Consider the following 21,024-nt stretch of genomic DNA (forward strand, 5'->3'; position numbering starts at 1 on the left):
ATGTTCCTTCAAACGTTAGATGTCAAAAGCAACAATATTTAACCTCGCTATTAATTTAATCAAGGTTGAGTGATTTAATAAATGTTTTTAACTCGTCACGCATCGACTGGTCTTTTAATGCAAATTCAATCGTCGTTTTAACAAAACCTAACTTTTCACCTACGTCAAAACGATTACCTTCAAAATCATAGGCAAAAACTTGATTATCTTTATTTAAACGTTCAATCGCATCTGTTAGCTGAATTTCGCCACCTGCACCTTTACCTTGTGTCTCTAAATAATTGAAGATTTCTGCTGTAAGGACATAACGTCCCATTATTGCTAAATTCGAAGGCGCAGTGCCTTCAGCTGGTTTTTCAACAAACTTTTTCACTTCATAGCGTCGTCCTTGTTGTGCTATAGGATCAATAATGCCATATCTATGCGTTTCTTCTTCTGGAACTTCTTGAACACCTATCACTGACTTTTCAGTTTGCTCATAAATATCCATAAGTTGTTTGATTGCAGGCGTATCTGATTCAACGATATCGTCACCTAATAATACAGCGAATGGTTCATCACCTATAAATTGACGTGCTGAATAAATAGCATGCCCTAATCCCTTTTGTTCTTTTTGTCTTACATAGAAAATATTGGCTAATTCAGTTGAATATTTTACACGTTCTAATAAATCATCTTTTCCTTTTTCTTCTAAAATCATTTCTAATTCTTTTTGATTATCAAAATGATCTTCTATTGCTCTTTTATGTTTACCTGTAACGATAATAATGTCTTCGATTCCAGCTTTTGCTGCTTCTTCGACTATGTATTGTATTGTTGGTTTATCTAATATAGGCAACATTTCTTTAGGCATTGCTTTTGTTGCCGGTAAAAATCTTGTACCTAACCCCGCAGCAGGTATGATTGCTTTTTTTATCTTTTTCACAAAGTTCACCCATTTCATAATATATATACTTCATTCATCTATATCGTATCATTGATTTTTTATGGAATAAAAAATCACATAAATCTAGTTTGATTTATGTGAATCATAACATTTTTTTAAACGCGTCGGCTACTTCATTGTTGGTAAATTAACGACATTACCTGAATTTGTTACATGTGCTTTTAAGCGTTTGTGATTTAATGGATTAACAAATAAATAAGTCATCCCTTTTGTTGTACGACTAATATTACTTAATGTCGCTTGGGGTGATAATTGGTCTTGCGCATATCTTTGTGCTATAACGCCCATTTCTTGTTTAGACATAGTAATACTTTGTCCTTCAGTTTTAACTGGCTTAAAAGCGTCATCATAAATATGAGCTTTATTTTGAACATCGACTGTCACTCTAAAATAAGTGTTTTGTTTTTTGGCATTTTCAAAAGTGAAAACATAATAGTATTTACCTTTATAATTTTTATCGATGGCATAATCATTATATCGATTATGCGTCTGATTCGTATTATTTACCAAAGATTGGGCCGAACCTAAAGCAGAAGTAAATGGAGGTAATCGTTTGTTTGCTGTTTCATTGTTATTAGATACTTGTGTAGTATTTTGGGCAATAGGAGTAGCATTTTTACCATTGCGCGGATTATTTAAACCTGAAGGTTGAATAGCTGCATCAATTGTATGGTGATATGCAAAAATACTTTCAACTTTATTAACTGCAACATTTTTTACAGTGGGCTTACTACAAATCAATTCATGAACTTTTACGAGCGCATTTTGATTCGTGGCGATAAATAACAGGAAGGCTAGAAAGCATGCTAGTAAAAAAGTTACTAACCCTAGCATTAAATTTTTCATAAGTTACCTCCCCATCACTGATTTATTTTAATAAATAGTAACATAAAAAAAGTGATTATAACGTTAAGTGTAGTACAATTTAAAAAGAATGTAATGTATGTAACATATTTATTACGAATTTAAAAAATTACTATAACAAAATTGTCACAAAACCACTAACATCGTAAATTTCCAATAAAAAAACACTCTTATCTACATTATTAGATAAAAGTGTTGATTAAATATCTTTTTACTTAATTAATTTTTTAGTTAAGCTTTTGCTTTTTTACGTTTCATTCTTAAAGCTTTTTCAATGAAAATTACAATTATCCCTAAAATCATAACGACTACTGACATATATAGTGGAAATTCAAAATTAACATCAAACAATGATCCTGCAACTAATGGTCCAATAAAGTTACCCATACTCGTAAACGTGGAGTTTAAACCGCCCGCAAAGCCTTGACGATCTCCTGCGATATTGGAAAAATAATTCGTAATTGCTGGACGAATCATATCAAATCCAATAAAGACAATGAAACTAACAATCATGATTCCCCAGTAACTTTGCGTTATCGTCAATGCGACCAACACAATTGCAGAATATACCAATGAATATGTTATAAAATTGAGTTCACTGAAATATTTCATAAATTTATCGAAAAAGAACACTTGGAATACTGCGCCTGCTATACCACCACCAGTAATGGCGATAGAAATATCTAATGGTGAATAATGAGCTTTATCCGCAGTATATAATGGAAACAATGTCTCAAATGAAGACAAACCAAAAGCTAATACGAGCGTTAAAATGATTGGCGTTAAAAATACTTTCCAATTTATTTTACTCAATAACTCTGGCTGATAATTTGTAAAACCAGCCGTCGTCGCTTTCTTAGGGTTATGAATAAGTATGATCGATAAAATTAAAGCTAAAATACCACTAAATCCTGCAACAAAGAATGGTAAACGGTGTGAAAATTCGGCTAAAAAGCCACCTAATCCAGGTCCTAAAATAAAACCGGAATTAATAATGGCCGACATATAACCAAAGTTTTTAGCTTTATCTCCTGCTGGTGATATATCTGCTATTAAGCCTGTTACACCTGGCATAACCATACCTGCACTAAAACCGCCTAATATTCTTGATACAATTAGTAAAGTGAAGGAGTGACTAATCGCAAAGAGAAATTCTGAAATTGCGAAAAGTAACAACCCGATACATATAATTAACTTTTTACCAAGTTTATCGGCTAGCGTACCACCAAAAGGTGATATAACCATTTGAGCCAATGCAAAGACAGCTACTAAGACTCCTAAATCGCTCCCTTTTAAGCCTAAATCTTTCAAATATACAGGTAATACAGGAACGATTAACCCTATACCTAAGAAAACTAGAAATATATTAAAATATAAGACGTAAAACTGTTTATTCATAATTCACTCTCCCTACACTCAAATTAAAGGTTTTAGTTGGATTATTATACAACTTATCAACGTGTATATTTTGCATAATATTACAATATTCTATTACAACTATCATAATGAACACAATAGAAAAATTTAAATTTTTTGAGTTATAAACAAAACAACTCTGGGTAATTAATAATTATACAGAAATAAACAAATGGGTGGGAGTTATATGAACTATAAAGTTGATGGTCAAACTATTATCTTAGTATTAGAACAAGGCGAAGACATTGTTGAACAAGTAACTGCAATCGCGCAGCAACAAAATGGTAAATTTGGTACTGTTAGTGGTATTGGAGCTTGCCAAGGCGTAGAATTGAATTTTTATAATCTTGAAACGCAAACGTATGAAAAGCGAGCAGTAAAAGAACCACTCGAACTTATAAGCTTGCTCGGTAATATTTCACATGTTGACGATAAACCATTTGCTCATTTACATGCTACTTTTGGTACAAATCAATATCAAACTTTAAGTGGTCATTTAACTAAAGCAATCGTTTCTGCAACTGCAGAAATTGTCATTACAATGACTGATGTAGATATCAACCGTAAACATAACAGTAAAATTGGCTTGAATTTATTAGATTTATCATCAGATTGATAATTTATAGCCATAAAATAATACAGAGGTGTATGCTTGCTATAATGAGTTGTCGCCTCTGTTTTTATTTGTTTTTTTAAGTATTATGAATTTTAAATGACTTAAAAATAACTTTAAACTGCCTGCTCATAGCTATTACAGGTTAAAAAGAAGTCTGCTATTATATTTCTTTTCCATTGCTTATAAAAAACAAAACATGTATTATTAAATCTCATATTCTCAAACACACTTTATACTATTAGTATATATTCAAAATAGTCGTTTTAGTAAGGAAGGTAAGTCTTATGAACTTTAAATATAAAGTACGATATATAGCACGTATTGTATTTTTATTACTCATAATCATTTCTATCTTAAAAAATAATGTTTATGGGTTTATGACACTCAATCTCTTTTTAGCATATATTCCTTTAGAATTATGTTTATTACTTAAATTGTTTAAACCTAGACGTAAATTTGAATGGCCCCTATTCGTTATCTTTTCACTTATTTTCGTCTTTATGGTGCCAAATACGTTTTATATGATTACTGATTTAATACATTTAAATCAATTCGCTTTTAACTTTTATGCTGGTTTGAATATTATCGAATGGAAATACTTCTCATATTTAGTTGCTGCAGTATTTTTCGCTCTCTATTGTTTAATGTTGATATTCTTAGAAATGAGTACATTCACCCGTTATATGTGGTTAAATCGTACAATTATTCTAATCATGATGTTTTTAAATGGGCTTGGTATATATATGGGCAGATTTTTACGTGTTCATTCAGTTTACTTGATAAACGAGCCATTAAGAATTATCAGAGAGGTATTCGTAGCAATTTTTAACGTAGATACAATTATTTTCGTATTGTTGATGGTTTGCTTACAATTATTGCTTGTATTGTTTATGAAAGGAGTTCGTATGGCAAAATGATCACAAAAATTATAATTTTGTTAGTTATCATTATCTTACTCCAACTCATTATTGGTCATTTTTTACACGAAGTAGGATTTTCACTACTTCATAGTATTATTTTAATGCTATTCCCATTAGGTATAGGGCTGTTCTTCTTGCAATTATTTTATTATGAGCAACGCTATCCAGAATGGTCAGTTCCTTTAAAAGTAAAATTAAGATTAAAATATATGTATATCATTACATTCTTTGAATACGTTGCTGTTTATATTTGCTTATTTTAAAAATTTAAAAACCGGTCATTACCCCATTTTAATAATGGACGTAGTGACCGGCTTTTTATATGTGATATGTGATTTCCATCGCGTTTATATGATTAACTTAGCTATTATTTTTGTCGTATTCTTTTTAACCATTTAAATAATATATATATAACAAGAAGCAATAATAAGACATAAATAATTTTAGAATAGATATCCATATAATTAACGATAACGTGCCAATTGCCACCTACTGTTTGTCCTAAATATATTAAAACAATATTCCATAGTAGCGTACCAATCGTGGTAAAAATAATAAAAATCCATATATTCATTCGCGTAATGCCAGCAGGGATTGAAATAAGACTTCTTATTAAAGGAATAAACCTACAAAAGAAAATCGTCCAATAACCATACCGTTCAAACCACTTAAAAGTTTTTGTTAAATCTTCTGTAGTTACACGTAGAAATTTCCCGTACTTTTGCACTAAATTGTATAGCTTATTTTCCCCAATCCAAGTACCAATACCATAGAGGGCAATAGCCCCAATTACAGAACCAATTGTAGATGTTATGACGACGCCAACAAAAGTTAAGTCAGTTTTTGTCGTCATAAAGCCACCAAAAGTTAAAATGATTTCAGACGGTATAGGTGGAAAAACATTTTCTAAAAAAATTAACCACGCTATACCGAAATAACCATATTGTTCCATAAAATGAATTATCCATTTTTCCATTCATTTTCTCCTAATAATAACTAATTTTTAGAACAAATTATTAAATGAAGCATATAAGTACATCAGTGTACCAAATATTGCGCCTGTTAATACTGTTAGTACCAATGATAGTAACATTGTACGTTTATAATGTTTAACAAATGAGACGAATAGTAATCCGCCATTATATAAGAAAAACAAACCAAATAATGCTAGAAAAATATTTATATCAGGATAGGCAATATTTAGTATTAATATAACTATAGCAAAACCTAAAAATGGAAAATTAATTAAGTTTCGTTGAAATTTTGTTTCTTTCTCTTGATGTTGTTCGTTCTTTTGACTCATTTTCTATTTCTCCTTTTAATTATGGAATATCATGGCCGAGTGACGCAGTATAAATATCAAACCATTCTTGGTCACTTAGCGTAATATTCATTCCTGCAAGCGCATCATCTACTCTACTAATTTGATGTGTACCTAACACAGGCATTACTTGAGACGGGTGTTTATTAAGCCACGCCATGATTATTCCCGAAGTTGTAACTTGATATTTTTGTGCCAGTGATTCAATTTTTGTCATTATACGTTGTGCTTTAGCGTCATCAGCATTAAATAGCTTACCGCCAGCAAGCGGACTCCATGCCATTATTTTAACCTCGTCTTTATACATATGATTGATTGTGCCATCTTCTAACGCGTCGAGCGTGTAAGGAGATAATTCTAATTGATTCAACGTAATATGTAATTTGTCACATACTAAGTGTTTATTTAACAAATCATATTGAGACTTTTTAAAATTAGATACGCCAAATGATTTAACTTTTCCTGCTGTCACTAAATTTTTTAATGCCTCAGTAATTTCATTCGGGTCCATTAATGGTGATGGTCGATGGATAAGTAAAGAGTCAAGATGATCAACGTTCAACTCTGATAACGACCTATTTACTGATTGTTCTATATGTTGCTGAGAATGGTCATAGCGATGTCCATTCGTCCATGAGAATTTGTCTGAAGGTAGTACTATACCGCATTTAGACACTATTTCTATCTTATCTCGAAGTTCTGGAGATAATTTTAACGCTTGTCCAAATATGCCTTCACATGAATAATCGCCATAAAGGTCAGCGTGATCCACAGTAGTAATACCTCTATCTACTAATTCATGTAAATATTTATTTAATTGTTGCGGCGACCAATCCCATGCATTTGCGCGCCAAAAACCTTGTATAATTTTTGAAAAAGAAACATGCTGATTAATTGTAACTCTATCCATCTAAACACATCCTTAATAGCGTTTTGTTAATTACGTAAATTGTAACATGTCTAACTTATTTTTTATTCTCTCAACATCTAAATGTTCTCCGATAATCACAATTGTTAAATTTTTATCACATTCTATCGGTTGATAATTAGGAACACCAAACGCATATTGGAATTCATAAATAGTTTCGGGCTCATCGCGGAATTTTACAAATCCTTTAAGTCTCAATACATTTTCTGGCAAGCGTAAAATAAATTGATAAAATAAACGTCTATCAATAGGACTAGTGAACGTATAATTTAAAGTATTAATATTATGATGGTCACCATGTGTATGTTCAAAATCAATATCTTGTTGGCTAACTGCGTTTAGTTGTTTTTCAGTAACTTGTCCATACTCTGTGTAGAAAATGGCTGCCTTATCGTTAATCGCGCGCAATTGTGTTAAATTTTCACGAGAAGCATCTGCTATCAAATCCATTTTATTTACCAATATTAAGCTACATACCTTTAATTGCTCTTCCATAAGCTGTTTAGTTTGTTGCGTATAGTTATCTCTTGCAACAAATGTCGAAGCATCTGCTATGCCAATAATAAATGGCTGAGCAACTTCATCAATGATTTCAGGGTCTTGGCATGCAGCAACAATTTCTAGTGGATTGGCAATACCAGTCGCCTCTATTACGATATGGTCAGTTTGTCTATTAGCAATAAGTTGTTTCATTTGTATTAGTAAGTCTTGTTTCAAATCACAACAAACACAACCATTTAATATAGGAATGACGTTAATGTCATGTGATAATTGGTTATTCACATCAAAATTACCTACCTCATTGACGATAAGCTGTGGATTTTCATCTCGTTGCAATAAATATTGAATATAATTATCAAGAAATGTTGTTTTTCCACTGCCCAAAAAACCAGTTACAATAGTAACGGCTAGCTTTTCTTTCTTAAAACTTGTCATAGAAATCACTCATTTCAAAATTTAATGTTTGCATAAATAATAAATTAAACCTATAATTAACCTTTTACTTGATAAAAGATTAAATATCTTCTACACTTTAATTACACTTAATATTTTAGCATGGCAAAGTATAAAAGTGTGTTTGCAAATGGAATCTAAACAACATAGACGGATTTAATTCCGATGCACAGAGAAAAATACGGATTAGGATGTCTGGAGGAGAACTTAATGTCTGAGCAACTAAATTTAAAGGAACAATTATGTTTCAGTTTATACAACGCACAAAGACAAGTAAATCGCTACTACTCAAACAATGTCTTTAAAAAGTATAAACTAACTTATCCACAATTCTTAGTTTTAACTATCTTGTGGACTGAATCACCAGTTAATGTTAAAAAGGTCGTTACCGAATTAGCATTAGATACAGGTACTGTTTCACCGTTATTAAAACGTATGGAACAGGTAGATTTAATTAAACGCGAAAGATCAGAAGTCGATCAACGCGAGGTATTTATTCATTTAACAGATAAAAGTGAAGCAATTCGTCCTGAATTGGAAACTGCATGTCAAGACGTTGCAGTAGCATCTTCACTTGATACAGATGAAGCAGCTGAGCTTAATAGATTACTTGGCAAAGTGATAAAAGCATTTACTGAATACGAAAATGAGTAATTAGGGTGCATGCTAAAATATTGTAGAAGTTATAGTAATTGACATCAATAAATGTAAATTTAAATTTGAATAAAGAGGTTAAACAATTTATTGTTTAACCTCTTTATTTTTTTATATTCACACATATTTTTACTGAGCATCATTTAATTTTAATACATCATATAAATAACCTCGTTGTGTTATTAATTTATCATAACTTCCGCGTTCTATAATTTCGCCTTCGACCATAACAATAATCTCATCGAAATAAGGTAATAAACGTAAGTCATGTGTTGCTACAACAAGCGTCTCAGCGTAATCATGAATTAATGACATAATTTTATCTGTATTATAAATATCTAATGCAGTCGTTGGCTCATCCATTATCCATAGATCACTTTCTTTTAATAACAATCTAGCAATACTAATACGTTGCAATTCTCCTCCTGAAACATTGTTACCGCTAAGGTCAAGTTCTTTATCGAGTGGCATGTCAGAAAGCCCAACTAAATCTAACACTTTTCTTATTTCGTCATCACTTCGTTGTGTAAATAAATTATCTCTTAGAGAACCATCAAACATTTGCTGCGACTGTAATAACGCATTGATTGAAGCATATTTTTGTTCATTTTTTATATGATGAATATCTTGTCCTCGATAAGCTATATTGCCTTTAGTAGTTTCATATAGACCTAACATTAAATTCAGTAATGTACTTTTACCAGAACCTGAAGGACCAACAATTGCTACATGTGATCCTTTGTTAATTTGTAAATTAATATTGTTAACTACAGGTAAATGTTGTTGCCAATATTTAAACGTGACGTTATTAAATTTTAGTATTGGCTTGTTGCTGACAGTTTTTGTTATTAAGTTCTCATTACCTTGCTCTACTGGGTGCGCCATTATATTATTAACGCTATCCAATGCATCATCCGTATCTGCTTTAAAATAAGCAACATTACTCATAGGTACAGCTTGCTCAAATAACGTCAACATCATTAACACAATGCTCGTTAAATAAACAACATCCATACTTCCTTTTTGCACTTGAAGCACTCCTAACAGTAATGTGAAAAAGAGTGCTACCATCGCTATCAAATTCAATAAAAAATCATAACGCGTTAAAAACTGTTGCTCTTTATCTTGTGCCTGACTGTAATTTTTCAATGCATGTTGTACTTTATCTTTATAATCGTCAACCTTACTAAAACGATTTAATTCATCATAACCTGCTTTATAATCATAATAATGATCCATAAAGTCTTTTTCAGATGCACGTTTAATTTGTTTTATTTTTCTCGCCCTTTTGGCACTAATCCAAGGCACTATACCTAACGTAATGAGCATACTAATAAAAATAACCGCAGCATGTACATAAGAAAAAACAAACAAGACGATTACGGATACAATTGACGTTAACCCTATAACAATCGGCGGGTAGTATACACGTAAATAAATGTTTTGTAAGGCTTCAATACGCCCTATCATATTAGATAATAATTCTGTGGATTTAAATTTTCTATAAATATCCGGAACAACTGGTATCAAGCCTTTAAAAAACTGAACTCTTACGTTTCTCAACATCGTAAAAGTTGTTCTGTGTGATAATAGTCGTTCAATATATCTAAAAATTGCGCGTAAAAAGCCAAACATTTTCACGGAAACGATAAGCACCATTAACGCAAATAATGGTGCACCGAGTGCGCTTTGTGTAACCATATAACCACTCAAGAAAAACATCGCTAAAGCAACTAAACTGCCAAGCACACCAACGGCGACTGCAAGTATTAAATCTTTATCTATTTTAAAATGAATGCGTGGTTTCATTGAAAATCATCACCTTTTAACTTTACTGCAGATGTTAAGCTATCAATATTTTGAACCTTACCTTGACTAAGTTCAATAATTATATCTGCTTGTCGTATAGTACTGTCTCTGTGTGCAATAAAAATAATTGTTTGTTGCTGGAAATGGCGTGCTATCGCTGCTTGGATAATTTTTTCAGTGCGAATATCTAAGCCTGTCGTAGGTTCATCAAAAATCACTACATCGGGTTGTAGTAATAAGACCCTTGCTAACTCAATTCTTCTCATCTCTCCACCAGATAACATTTCTCCGCCTTCACCAATGTGTGTGTCTATGCCTGCTTCTAATTGACTAATTTTGTCTATTAAGTTCACTTCTGCTAACACATTATTAATAACTTTATCTGCGATTGTGTCATCAAACATCGTTACATTATTTCTAATTGACGTATTAAAAATATAAGGATGCTGGCTTAACACACCAAAGTTAATAGTGTGCTCGTTCGTGTATATTTCACCACTCGCTGGTTGCAATTGTTGACTGATTATTTTAGCTAAAGTGGACTTACCAGCACCGCTTGGCCCTACTAATGCGATTTTGTCACCACGTTTAATCTTCAGATTGATATCTTGTAACACATAATTCGCTGTATCATTGTACTTAAACCAAACATTTTGGAGCGCCATAATATTATTTGAAGATATTACTTGTGGTTCAGAGACAACGTGAGGCTCAGCACTATCTAGAAAATCGAATAACACATCACTTGAGCCTTCACTTTGTTTACCTGTATGGAATGACTGACCTAAGTCTTTAATAGCATTGTAAAATTCAGGTGCCAAAATAATAACAATGGCCGCTGTTTCAAAATTTATATTGTGAAATAACACAAGGCCTAAACCTACTTCCAATGCGACTAAGCCAATACCCAACATGGTAATGAATTCTAGCATCAAACCAGACAAAAAAGCACTGCGTAAAATAATCATAGTTAACGTTCTAAAATGCGTGCTTTCTTCATATAATTCGCGTTCTGTGTGTGCAGTACGATTGAATAACTTCAAAGTGACTAAGCCTTTTACTTTATTTAAAAATTGTTGACTAAATTGATTTAAATAAGTCATTTTATCTTTAGCTTCATCTCGCGTTTTCAATCCAAAAATAATATAAAACAACGGTATAAAAGGTGCCGTAACAAGCATAATTAAAGCTGTATTTAAATGTATAAAGAACATCGCTACAATGATAAAAAATGGTATCATCATTGACTTAAATACTTGAGGAAAATAACTATTAAAAAATGGTAGTATACCGTCTATAATTTCAGTAACTACATTGACTTGGCTACCAATTGGCGTATTCGAATTTTTATCGATTGCCTGTTGTCGAAAATGTTGTGCGACTTTAGAAGCCATTCGGTTACCTAAGTTCAGATTTAACATGTTAAAAGTAGCTCTTAATAATAAAACCACTCCAGTTAAACTGATTAACCCATATATTTGAAAATGCTTATTAATTAATACTTCGTTTAAAACTTTAGCAATAGCTATGTTTTGTATTACAACTGTTAAAGCTAAAAACATGCTGACAATCGCCATGCCTATTAAATATATTTTATATTCCATCGCAATCTTTGTTAATCTTTTCACAAGTATCACCTAAATTACATTATAGTCTCTTTGTTATATTTTTAAATGAATAAGGTTTGTATTTTCCATCAAATTCATAAGGCTTTACATATTTTTGTCACAAACGCTATATATCCTTGATACCTAGAGGATATAAACTTCGTTTAGTATTTTCTACAAACATGAATAGTATTACTATTATTAATATATCTTTACATAATTTCATGATATTATAAGAAAATGAATTATGTAAAAAATTAATAATAGAGATGAAAGTAGGTAACTTATGTTCATTCTTGAATTGATCAAAGGAATTATATTAGGCATTGTTGAAGGTTTAACAGAATTCGCACCAGTTTCCTCTACTGGACATATGATTTTAGTTGATGATATGTGGTTAAAATCAAGCGCATTTTTAGGCTCTGAATCGGCATTTACTTTTAAAGTAGTCATTCAGCTCGGCTCCGTTTTTGCAGCTGCATGGGTCTTTAGAGAACGTTATTTTGAAATGCTTCATATAGGAAAATATAAATCCCAACCTATAGATGGTCTAAGGCATAAACCTAAACGCTTAAATCTATTACACATTTTAGTAGGTATGATACCTGCAGGTGTGTTGGGACTACTATTTGATGATGTTATTGAAAAGTATTTATTTAGTGTTCCAACTGTAATGATTGGTTTGCTAATCGGTGCTGTCTACATGATTATGGCCGATATTTATAGCAAAAAAGTACCTAATCCTAAAACAGTGGACCAAATAAATTATTTACAAGCTTTTATTATTGGATTATCACAAGCCATTGCTATGTGGCCCGGTTTCAGTAGATCTGGCTCTACCATATCGACGGGTGTACTTATGAAAATGAATCATAAAGCAGCTTCAGACTTTACATTTATGATGTCTGTGCCAATTATGCTAGGTGCAAGTTGTTTATCACTAATAAAAAATATTGAATTTATTCATTTAAATCAATTACCTTTCTATATTTTAGGATTTTTAGCAGCATTTGTATTTGGATTAATTACTATCAAATTATTCTTACATTTAATCAGTAAAGTTAAACTATTACCTTTTGCTATTTATAGAATAATTTTAGTAATCATTATTGCTATACTTTATTTTGGTTTTGGTATAGGTCATCATATTACAAGTGCATAATATTTGTGGGACATTATTTTTAACATTAAATGTTATGATTAATGTCCCTTTTCTATTAGAAATGTTAATATTAAAACTTAAGTAAATGAATATTTGTTAATTCATTTGTAGCGTTTATTGTCGTCAGACAAAGGGTAAATGTTACATAGTATATTTATATGGAGGCAACGTTATGGACAAAAAGAATTTAGTGAAAACATTAATTAACGTTTTACCAATCTTTCTCGTTCCACTTGTTTTAGAACGTAAACGTATTAATGAACAACCAGATGTTAAAAAAGCAACTGATGCTACAGTGAAAGCTTCAAAAACGGTAGCACATAAATCTGTTCAGTTCAAAGATGCTGTTGTAGATAAATCAGGTGATGCAAAAGATTATGTTGTTGAAAAGAAACAGCATTTGGACGAAAAACGTCAGCTTAAACAAATTGCCAAAGAGAGCGACCCAGCTTATATAGAAAAACAAGAAGAAAAAGCTGCTAAAGAAAGACACAAAGAAGCTGAGAAGTTAGATAAAAAATTACAAAAACGTATTGAAAAACGTCATAAAGAAGAAGAAAAATTACGTGCAGAGAACCAATCTGAACGCATTAAAAGTATTAAAAAAGCCAACAAGTATATGGATGAAGTTGGCTTAACTCCTGGTAAAGTTGATAAAGAAACTGAGAAAAAAGGTGACAAACTTGCCAAGGAAAATCGTAAAGAAATTAGTAAGTTAGATAAAATTTTACAAAAACGCATCGACAAAAGACATAAAGAAGAAGAAAAAGAGCTGGAAAAAAATAAAAAAGCACGCCTTGCCGAATTTAAAAAATATAAAAATTATGACGCTAAGAGTGTCGTAAAACAAAATAAAGAGCAAGACGAATAAGCTATTTATGACTAGAGTTATAATAGATGGAGATGCTTGTCCTGTTACTCATTCAGTTATTGAAATGACTACAGGGACAGGCATTTTTGTTATCATTGTACGCAGTTTCAGCCACTTTTCTACAGCTATCCAGCCCGACCATGTGCGTACCATTTATGTTGATAGTGGCCCAGAAGCCGTCGATTACAAGATTGTACAAATTACAAAACCTAACGATATCGTTATTACACAAGACTATGGATTAGCTAGTTTACTTCTAAATAAAGTCGCAATTGTATTACATCATTCCGGCCGTCATTATACGAATGACAATATCGACACTTTGCTCGCTCAGCGACACGCTAACGCACAATTTAGAAAAAGCGGCGGAAGAACTAAAGGCCCTTCTAAATTCACTTCTGAGGATCAAGTGCAATTTAAAGTAAAACTAGCACAAATTTTAAAAGATTACATAGAAGAGGAGTAATGAGCATGAAAAAAATTGCAGTATACTGTGGTGCAAGTAAAGGTAACAATCCTATATATGTTAAAGAAGCGTATAATTTAGGAAAATATATGGCAGAAAAAGGTTATGAGTTAATATTTGGTGCCGGTTCAGTTGGCATTATGGGCGCAATTCAAGATGGCGTATTAGACGCTGGTGGTAAAGTAACCGGTGTAATGCCTAAAATGCTTGATGAGCGCGAAATTACGAGTCAAAAAGTTAGCGAACTGATACTTGTTGATTCTATGCACGAACGTAAAAACAAAATGGCAGAATTGGCCGATGCTTTCGTTATGGCTCCTGGTGGTGCTGGTTCTTTAGAAGAATTTTTCGAAATGTATAGTTGGTCACAAATAGGAATTCACCAAAAGCCAATTGCAATGTTCAATATCAATAACTTTTTTGACCCGTTAGCAGATTTATTGTTACATATGATTGACGAAGGATTTATTGACCAAAAATATAAACAACTAGCCCCATTATGTAATACAAAAGAAGATTTACTCACTACTTTAGAACAATACAAACCACTCGGTATACGTACTTATGATTAAAAAAGAATGTAGCTTATTAGCTACATTCTTTTTATTTACTTAACTTTTTATAGTATCTGACATGTTTTTTTAATGGATTATAATTACTTAAATCGGGATACTCAAAGTGGTCGTAAAATTGCATGTTTATTTTTTCCATTACTTTAATAGAGCTAATATTTTGTTCTGCAGTTAGGGCATAAACTTCTTCGATACCTTTTGACGCAGCATAGTCTAACACCGCTTCCGCACCTTCTGAAGCAATACCGTTGCCCCATACTTCAGGTATTAATCTCCAACCAATTTCATAAAACGGCAATTCTTCAAAGCTATATTTACTGTCTGTGGCTATATAATTCACACCTATAAACCCTAGCCAACCTCCTGTTTCTTTCAGTTCGACAGCGAATAATCCTATGCCGTGTTCTTTAATAATCTCGTCCATCTTTTGCATATCTAATTCAGAACGACGATAACTTAATAAGCTAGGAAAGAAACGTCTAACTTGTTGATTTGCATTCATTTGTTGAAATGGTAATAAATCTTCTTCATGCCAATCTCTTAAAATAAGACGATCAGTTTCGATATAAACTGTCATAATTCACACCTCGTTATTACTAATGGTAATGATAGTATTATAAAAAAGTAACGCGTTATGACTAATCATATCGCGCTACGTAATAGTTTTTATAAATAAAATTGCTGTTATGCCTTAGTAATATAACTAATTAACTCTACGTTAACAGCTACTTCTTTTAATCTGTTTCTTTCGCTTTTTGGAGCCGTAAATGTAGCATCTATTAAATCATTTTGATGATTTAATCTATATGTAGCTACGAATGTATCAGTATCTGATTCAAAATTAGGTAAATGTGCAACGACACGTTTAATTTCACCAGTAGAATCTTTTATTTGTCTACCTGTAATATTTTCTAATTCTTTACCTAGTTCAGGTAACGTAATTGAACGACCTTCTAAAATATTAAAATCTTGTTCATGCATGAATACTCCCTCGCTTTCTTCACCAGTCATCAAATTATAGCTATTTATTACGAATTCATTTAAAAGTCTAACGTTAATATTTTACATTTATCGTGATATCTCATAAATCATTTAATCTTGTACTTCAATTTTTATTTTATGACAAGTACATACCCTTTAAAGTTGAAGCTAAAACCCTTACAAATTATTTTACAGGAAACATTGTAACATATTTGTTAATATTAATTAAATAATTTTTCTATTAGTTATACATATATATTTCTAATAGCGTCCATAATTCGTTCGTTTACTTATCTTTCTTTTTATCCGAATCTTTTTTCTTATCACTACTATCGTCACTAGTAGAACCACTATCAATATCCTTTTCTAGTTGGTCTGCTTGATCTTTTAGTTTATCTTGTTGCTTGGATAATTTTTCCTTTTGTTGTTTTAATTCTTTATTTTCTTTCTCTAATTTACTAATGTCTTTTTGTAATGATTCTTTTTCTGCACTTTTGCCACAACCTGATAAAGCGATGGTCGAAGCTAATATTAGAACAATCCACTTTTTCATACGTGAGCTCCTTATCATTATACTATCAAGCATTATTTTACCATTATTTCTTACGTTGTTCATCCATTGTTGTAAGTTCCTTAGACATTATAATTTTTTCCGAACTGTAGCCTAATTTATTATTTAATTGAATCATCGCTTCATTGTCTCTATTTACAGTACCGACAACTTTATAGATATCGTTTTCTATCGCCCATTGTTCAATGGCTTGCTTTAATTCAGTTGCTATTTGTTTGTGCCTATAATCATGCGAAACAAATAGCATTTCAACCACTACTACTTTATCTTTTTTGTGGCAATGACCCCAAATAAAGCCAATTAGACGTTCTTCTTTAACATAACAATATATAACATCATTCATATATTTTATGCGGCGAATAATCATTTCTTCTCGTAAACTTACGGCAAATGTTGTAGGTTTTGTCTTATGTGCTTGCTTCGCCAATTCAAGCTCGTGAATATAAGCTATTTGCTTTATAAACTGTTTATCTTCTAGGTTTAATTTTCTCATATTAGCCTCTCTATATAGTATTGATTTCTGTATTAATATTAGTCATAATTGTGTAGAAATCAATATTCTAATAAAAGGAACCTAAATTCAAATGAAATCTACTGATAAATTAACACGTGAAAATAATGTTAAATCGTTACGCTTAAATAATACAGATAGAGAAATCTTTGAAAACTATATGACTTATGTCAGAGCTGATTTAAGTGTAAATCCACATGATTCAGAAAAAATGTTGAATCGTATCTTAAAACAATTGCTCAACGCCGAAGAACGTGGCATACATGCTATGGATTTCTTTGATCACGACCCGAAAAGTCATGCCAAAAGAGAATTAAAAGCCCTACCTAACGAAACGATAATCAATATTTTTAAATATATCGTCGAACATTTCATTTTATTTGTAGGTATCTTTTGCTTTTTAAAAGGGTTTATTGGTTTCTTTATTGGTGCTAAAAACATTTATTTATATACATTCCCTATTATTTTAATCATCGGCATTTTTATTGTGTTTTTATTTATTTGGATGATTTTCAAAGCAATACAAATGCAATGTTTCAGTAGATCTCAACTCAGTTGGTTAATAACTTATTTCGTTATTATTGTGCTTATATGTACGTTATTTTATGTGTTCTTTATGCCTCAATCTTATTTATCATTTGGACCCCATATATTTATCGGCAATTGGACGTTTATTATCATATCTTTAATTATCATACCGATATCATTATATATTGATCATCATTATTCAAATAAAAACGCCGATACAACTTTATAAAAAAACAGAGGCTCAACGAAGAGTCTCTGTTTTTTATTTTATGCTGTTTGCTGATCTTTTTTCTCAACTTGGATGCTAATTATTAAGAAGACAAGTCCGATAAGTGTTAATATAGGGGCTATTAAGCTTAAAGAAGCAACTGGTAATTGTGTTACCACTACGCCTCCTAAAAATGCTCCTAAGGCATTACCTAAGTTAAAGGCTGATTGATTTAACGTACTTGCAAGTGTCGGAGCGTCTTGTGAAATCAATGTACTCTTAAATTGTAATGATGGACTCATACTAAATCCAATTAAGCCAAAGAAGAAGACGCCGGCTACCATTAAGAAACCGTTCATTTGTACGAAATACAATAGTATAAAGTACAAAATAAATGTTACAAAGATAATTTTTAATGCTTTATTTAAATTCCAATCTGCTAATTTGCCCCCAATAATATTACCAAGTGTTACACCCACACCAAAAATTATTAATATATAAGAAATTAAATTTTCAGCTACATGTGATACATCTATTAAAACTGAGGAAATGTAAGTGAAATAAGCAAACACACTACTAAATCCAAATAGTGTAACTGCTAATGTTAGCCATAAGCGTTTTTCTTTCAATATCTTAAGTTCATTAAGTACTGATGCGTCATTATTAGGTTTTGTTTTAGGTACGAAAAAGATAATACCTATAAACGCACAAACACCAATTATTGCGATTACAACAAAGGTCATTTGCCATCCAAAGTTTTGTCCAATTAACGTGCCAAATGGTACACCTAAAATATTACTTAGGCTTAAGCCCATAAACATTAACGCCATCGCGCTTGCTCTATATGCTGGTTTAACCATACTTGCAGCTAATATTGAACCTATCCCGAAAAATGAACCGTGAGCTAATGACGTTATAATTCTACTTGTTAGCATAACCCCATAAGTTGGACTTAACGATGCTGCAATGTTACCGAAAACAAATATTGCCATTAACACGAGTAACAGCATTTTACGATTCCATTTAATTGTAAGCATCACTAATATTGGTCCACCAATCGCAACACCTAACGCATATCCAGTAATTAATTGCCCTGCTTGGCTTACAGAAACGCCAAAATCTCTAGCTACGTTTGGTAATAGACCCATGATTACGAATTCTGTCATACCTATCGCAAAAGCGCCAATTGCCAACATCCATATTGCTATTGGATATTTCATTTGCAGTACCTCCTATTTCGTTTTTTTGCACATGAATGAGATTATACTAAAAACTAAGCTTAAGTAACAAGTGCATTGCTTAAATATTTTCATAAATTTTTATTTTAATTTTCTGATGTTATATAAAATGCCGGATAAATTAAAAAGTAGCCAAAACCATAATAAGGTTTGACTACTTTTACTATCATATTAAATTATCACTTCAATGAAAAACCAGATTACCATAATAATCATGATTATCGCCTGCGCGATGGAACTAGCTAAAAAGGCAATAACCGACCCGAAACTAGCACTTAACGCTTGTTTAAAGTTAGATTCTAATATTAATTCAACTACAAGTACTGCAATAAACGGAATAATGATAATACCAAATGGTGGAAATACAAAACAACCAACTAGTACTCCGATTAATGCAACATATTCGCTTATTTTAGAACCGCCAAATTTATTAACAAAGTATTTATTCATAATAAAATCTGCAACTAAAATAAATATTGTAAATAACAACATCGAAACATAGAATACCCAAGAAAGATGGCTATTATGAATACCAAATTGATAAATTAGAAAACCTACCCATAACATAAGTACTGACGGGATTATTGGCTTAATTAATCCTATAAATGCTAATGCAAAAGCTATGATAATCAATAACCATATTAAAACTGACATACTATCTACTCCGTAACTTCTTCTGTATATTTGTGATCTTTAGTAAAGAATATTAGCACCATACCGATAAATAACGATATAGCTGAAACATAGAATACATTGCCTAAACCTACCCAATGACTCATAGCCCCACCTAATAAATTACCACACAATTGACCTATTACCATCGCATTTGCGAACAATGTAGATGCATAACCAGGGAATGCAGGTAAGATATCTTGAAAGTAACTAATACCTAATCCTAATAAAATAGCTAAGAAGATAGCCAAGAACACTTGCCCTACTAACATCATTGCTACACTATCAAAAAAGCCGATACTTAGGAAAAACAAGCCGCCAAAAAGTCCGCCAGACATCAACAGAGTTCTTGTTTGTAACTTGGCAGATAAAACGCCTAAGACTACCATAAACGGTACTTCTAAACCTGCACACAAACTAGCTAAATACCCTACATATCGTTCACTTTCTCCTAAATATTTCGTTACAAATAAAGGCATATTCAATGTATACATCCATTGCCCTATATGTAATAAAATAAAAGCTAAAAATGGCACAATTAATGATTTATCTCTAAGCATGTTTGGCGCTGCCGCTTCTACATAATTCGTATCCGTAGTTTTAGGTGCTGATTTAATATCTCTAAAGAAAAGCACCTGTAATATTAAAGTGAATAAAATAATGCCTACTGTGCCACCAAATAATCCTGAATATCCTTTTAGCGCTAATAAACCATTACCAATTAATGGACCAAATAAAAAGCCGAATGAAAACATTGATCGTAATACTGCATTGGCAAACTTCGCTCTATCTTTTGAAGTGGATGCATTGATGGATTCTCTTGCAGAAGCATACATTTGTGGCATCGCAGGTGCAAATAAACCTTGGAAGATTGCGTACATTGCAATAAAAATCCAAATTTCTCTAATATAGAAATAAATACTAAAACTCATAGCACCCATAAAGAGCGCTGCAATAATTAAAAATTTACGATTAATATTTTTCGTATCTGAAAAGCGCGCAACTATGGAATTAACAGTAAATTGACTAATAGCTGCTAATGCCAATAACAGCCCATATTGCGTCGTCGTCATGCCTAAATCATTTGTCGCAAAAAGTACGAGATAAGGGAGAGTGATTGCAATGCCCATACCTAGCAACATCATATTGAATACAAATAATTTATAGTTTTTTATATGTAACAACTGTATAAACATTTATTTACCCTCA

At 31.7% G+C, this 21,024-nt stretch carries 25 protein-coding genes; 9 read left to right on the plus strand and 16 right to left on the minus strand.

Going from position 1 to position 21,024, the window contains the following annotated elements:
- Positions 1 to 55: 55 nt before the first annotated feature.
- The 3 genes from galU to norA all read right to left on the minus strand — a co-directional run bounded on the left by galU (position 56) and on the right by norA (position 3,208).
- Positions 56 to 925, minus strand: coding sequence for a UTP--glucose-1-phosphate uridylyltransferase GalU (gene galU, locus C7J89_RS11995; RefSeq protein ID WP_061855288.1), 870 nt, complete (start codon positions 923 to 925; stop codon positions 56 to 58).
- 129 nt (positions 926 to 1,054) lie between these two features.
- The gene (locus tag C7J89_RS12000; RefSeq protein ID WP_103294999.1) at positions 1,055 to 1,792 is read right to left on the minus strand and encodes a hypothetical protein; all 738 of its coding nucleotides are present in this window, start codon (positions 1,790 to 1,792) and stop codon (positions 1,055 to 1,057) included.
- 249 nt (positions 1,793 to 2,041) lie between these two features.
- Positions 2,042 to 3,208 carry a multidrug efflux MFS transporter NorA gene (norA, locus tag C7J89_RS12005; RefSeq protein WP_061855290.1) on the minus strand — a complete coding sequence of 389 codons (1,167 nt, stop codon included), beginning with the start codon at positions 3,206 to 3,208 and terminating at the stop codon, positions 2,042 to 2,044.
- A gap of 205 nt (positions 3,209 to 3,413) precedes the next feature.
- Here norA and C7J89_RS12010 point away from each other — a divergent pair, with 205 nt between their 5' ends.
- The 3 genes from C7J89_RS12010 (at position 3,414) to C7J89_RS12020 (ending at position 5,025) form a co-directional block, all read left to right on the plus strand.
- Positions 3,414 to 3,842, plus strand: a complete 429-nt coding sequence (locus C7J89_RS12010) for a PPC domain-containing DNA-binding protein (RefSeq protein WP_061855291.1) — start codon at positions 3,414 to 3,416, stop codon at positions 3,840 to 3,842.
- Positions 3,843 to 4,126: 284 nt separating this feature from the next.
- The gene (locus tag C7J89_RS12015) at positions 4,127 to 4,759 is read left to right on the plus strand and encodes a DUF1361 domain-containing protein (protein ID WP_061855292.1); all 633 of its coding nucleotides are present in this window, start codon (positions 4,127 to 4,129) and stop codon (positions 4,757 to 4,759) included.
- Positions 4,756 to 5,025, plus strand: a complete 270-nt coding sequence (locus C7J89_RS12020; RefSeq protein WP_048792531.1) for a hypothetical protein — start codon at positions 4,756 to 4,758, stop codon at positions 5,023 to 5,025. Before C7J89_RS12015 ends, C7J89_RS12020 begins: the two co-directional genes overlap by 4 nt.
- 104 nt (positions 5,026 to 5,129) lie before the next feature.
- Here C7J89_RS12020 and C7J89_RS12025 read toward each other — a convergent pair whose 3' ends face one another.
- From C7J89_RS12025 to C7J89_RS12040, 4 genes are read right to left on the minus strand one after another with little or no spacing between them, the layout of a single operon-like run.
- Complete coding sequence (locus C7J89_RS12025) at positions 5,130 to 5,738, minus strand: DedA family protein (RefSeq protein ID WP_061855293.1); 609 nt, start codon at positions 5,736 to 5,738, stop codon at positions 5,130 to 5,132.
- 27 nt (positions 5,739 to 5,765) lie between these two features.
- A complete protein-coding gene (locus tag C7J89_RS12030; protein WP_061855294.1) occupies positions 5,766 to 6,065 on the minus strand; it encodes a hypothetical protein in 300 nt (99 codons plus the stop codon).
- A gap of 19 nt (positions 6,066 to 6,084) precedes the next feature.
- Complete coding sequence (locus tag C7J89_RS12035) at positions 6,085 to 6,993, minus strand: aldo/keto reductase (protein WP_103295000.1); 909 nt, start codon at positions 6,991 to 6,993, stop codon at positions 6,085 to 6,087.
- Positions 6,994 to 7,023: 30 nt separating this feature from the next.
- A complete protein-coding gene (locus tag C7J89_RS12040; RefSeq protein ID WP_103295001.1) occupies positions 7,024 to 7,947 on the minus strand; it encodes a CobW family GTP-binding protein in 924 nt (307 codons plus the stop codon).
- 228 nt (positions 7,948 to 8,175) lie between these two features.
- On the opposite strand from C7J89_RS12040, the gene C7J89_RS12045 reads away from it, so the two are divergent.
- Positions 8,176 to 8,619, plus strand: a complete 444-nt coding sequence (locus C7J89_RS12045; RefSeq protein WP_061855296.1) for a global transcriptional regulator MgrA — start codon at positions 8,176 to 8,178, stop codon at positions 8,617 to 8,619.
- Positions 8,620 to 8,748: 129 nt separating this feature from the next.
- Here C7J89_RS12045 and cydC read toward each other — a convergent pair whose 3' ends face one another.
- Both cydC and C7J89_RS12055 read right to left on the minus strand, forming a co-directional pair.
- The gene (cydC, locus tag C7J89_RS12050; protein WP_103295002.1) at positions 8,749 to 10,428 is read right to left on the minus strand and encodes a thiol reductant ABC exporter subunit CydC; all 1,680 of its coding nucleotides are present in this window, start codon (positions 10,426 to 10,428) and stop codon (positions 8,749 to 8,751) included.
- Entirely contained in the window at positions 10,425 to 12,056 is a 1,632-nt protein-coding gene (locus C7J89_RS12055) for an ABC transporter ATP-binding protein/permease (protein WP_103295003.1), read from the minus strand. The genes cydC and C7J89_RS12055 overlap by 4 nt, the downstream gene beginning before the upstream one ends.
- Before the next feature lie 265 nt (positions 12,057 to 12,321).
- On the opposite strand from C7J89_RS12055, the gene C7J89_RS12060 reads away from it, so the two are divergent.
- From C7J89_RS12060 to C7J89_RS12075, 4 genes are all read left to right on the plus strand, one after another.
- Complete coding sequence (locus C7J89_RS12060) at positions 12,322 to 13,197, plus strand: undecaprenyl-diphosphate phosphatase (protein ID WP_103295004.1); 876 nt, start codon at positions 12,322 to 12,324, stop codon at positions 13,195 to 13,197.
- A gap of 172 nt (positions 13,198 to 13,369) precedes the next feature.
- Entirely contained in the window at positions 13,370 to 14,068 is a 699-nt protein-coding gene (locus C7J89_RS12065) for a hypothetical protein (RefSeq protein WP_061855300.1), read from the plus strand.
- Between the two features lie 7 nt (positions 14,069 to 14,075).
- Complete coding sequence (locus tag C7J89_RS12070; protein ID WP_103295005.1) at positions 14,076 to 14,534, plus strand: YaiI/YqxD family protein; 459 nt, start codon at positions 14,076 to 14,078, stop codon at positions 14,532 to 14,534.
- A gap of 5 nt (positions 14,535 to 14,539) precedes the next feature.
- Complete coding sequence (locus tag C7J89_RS12075) at positions 14,540 to 15,106, plus strand: LOG family protein (protein WP_061855302.1); 567 nt, start codon at positions 14,540 to 14,542, stop codon at positions 15,104 to 15,106.
- A gap of 31 nt (positions 15,107 to 15,137) precedes the next feature.
- Here the strand turns inward: C7J89_RS12075 and C7J89_RS12080 are convergent, their stop codons facing one another.
- From C7J89_RS12080 to C7J89_RS12095, 4 genes are all read right to left on the minus strand, one after another.
- Complete coding sequence (locus C7J89_RS12080; protein ID WP_103295006.1) at positions 15,138 to 15,683, minus strand: GNAT family N-acetyltransferase; 546 nt, start codon at positions 15,681 to 15,683, stop codon at positions 15,138 to 15,140.
- A 107-nt stretch (positions 15,684 to 15,790) separates the two neighbouring features.
- Positions 15,791 to 16,087, minus strand: a complete 297-nt coding sequence (locus C7J89_RS12085) for a hypothetical protein (RefSeq protein ID WP_103295007.1) — start codon at positions 16,085 to 16,087, stop codon at positions 15,791 to 15,793.
- 286 nt (positions 16,088 to 16,373) lie between these two features.
- The gene (locus tag C7J89_RS12090; protein ID WP_061855305.1) at positions 16,374 to 16,640 is read right to left on the minus strand and encodes an SA0632 family lipoprotein; all 267 of its coding nucleotides are present in this window, start codon (positions 16,638 to 16,640) and stop codon (positions 16,374 to 16,376) included.
- Between the two features lie 43 nt (positions 16,641 to 16,683).
- The gene (locus C7J89_RS12095; RefSeq protein ID WP_103295008.1) at positions 16,684 to 17,151 is read right to left on the minus strand and encodes a GNAT family N-acetyltransferase; all 468 of its coding nucleotides are present in this window, start codon (positions 17,149 to 17,151) and stop codon (positions 16,684 to 16,686) included.
- A 91-nt stretch (positions 17,152 to 17,242) separates the two neighbouring features.
- Between C7J89_RS12095 and C7J89_RS12100 the strand changes: the two genes are divergently transcribed.
- Positions 17,243 to 17,926, plus strand: coding sequence for a DUF1129 family protein (locus C7J89_RS12100; protein WP_103295009.1), 684 nt, complete (start codon positions 17,243 to 17,245; stop codon positions 17,924 to 17,926).
- A gap of 38 nt (positions 17,927 to 17,964) precedes the next feature.
- Here C7J89_RS12100 and C7J89_RS12105 read toward each other — a convergent pair whose 3' ends face one another.
- From C7J89_RS12105 to C7J89_RS12115, 3 genes are all read right to left on the minus strand, one after another.
- Positions 17,965 to 19,125 carry an MFS transporter gene (locus tag C7J89_RS12105; protein WP_061855308.1) on the minus strand — a complete coding sequence of 387 codons (1,161 nt, stop codon included), beginning with the start codon at positions 19,123 to 19,125 and terminating at the stop codon, positions 17,965 to 17,967.
- Positions 19,126 to 19,314: 189 nt separating this feature from the next.
- A complete protein-coding gene (locus C7J89_RS12110; protein ID WP_061855309.1) occupies positions 19,315 to 19,797 on the minus strand; it encodes a DUF456 domain-containing protein in 483 nt (160 codons plus the stop codon).
- 5 nt (positions 19,798 to 19,802) lie between these two features.
- Positions 19,803 to 21,011, minus strand: coding sequence for a sugar efflux transporter (locus tag C7J89_RS12115; protein WP_103295010.1), 1,209 nt, complete (start codon positions 21,009 to 21,011; stop codon positions 19,803 to 19,805).
- Between the last annotated feature and the right edge of the window lie 13 nt (positions 21,012 to 21,024).

The sequence above is a fragment of the Staphylococcus kloosii genome (assembly GCF_003019255.1).
GTDB lineage: Bacteria > Bacillota > Bacilli > Staphylococcales > Staphylococcaceae > Staphylococcus > Staphylococcus kloosii.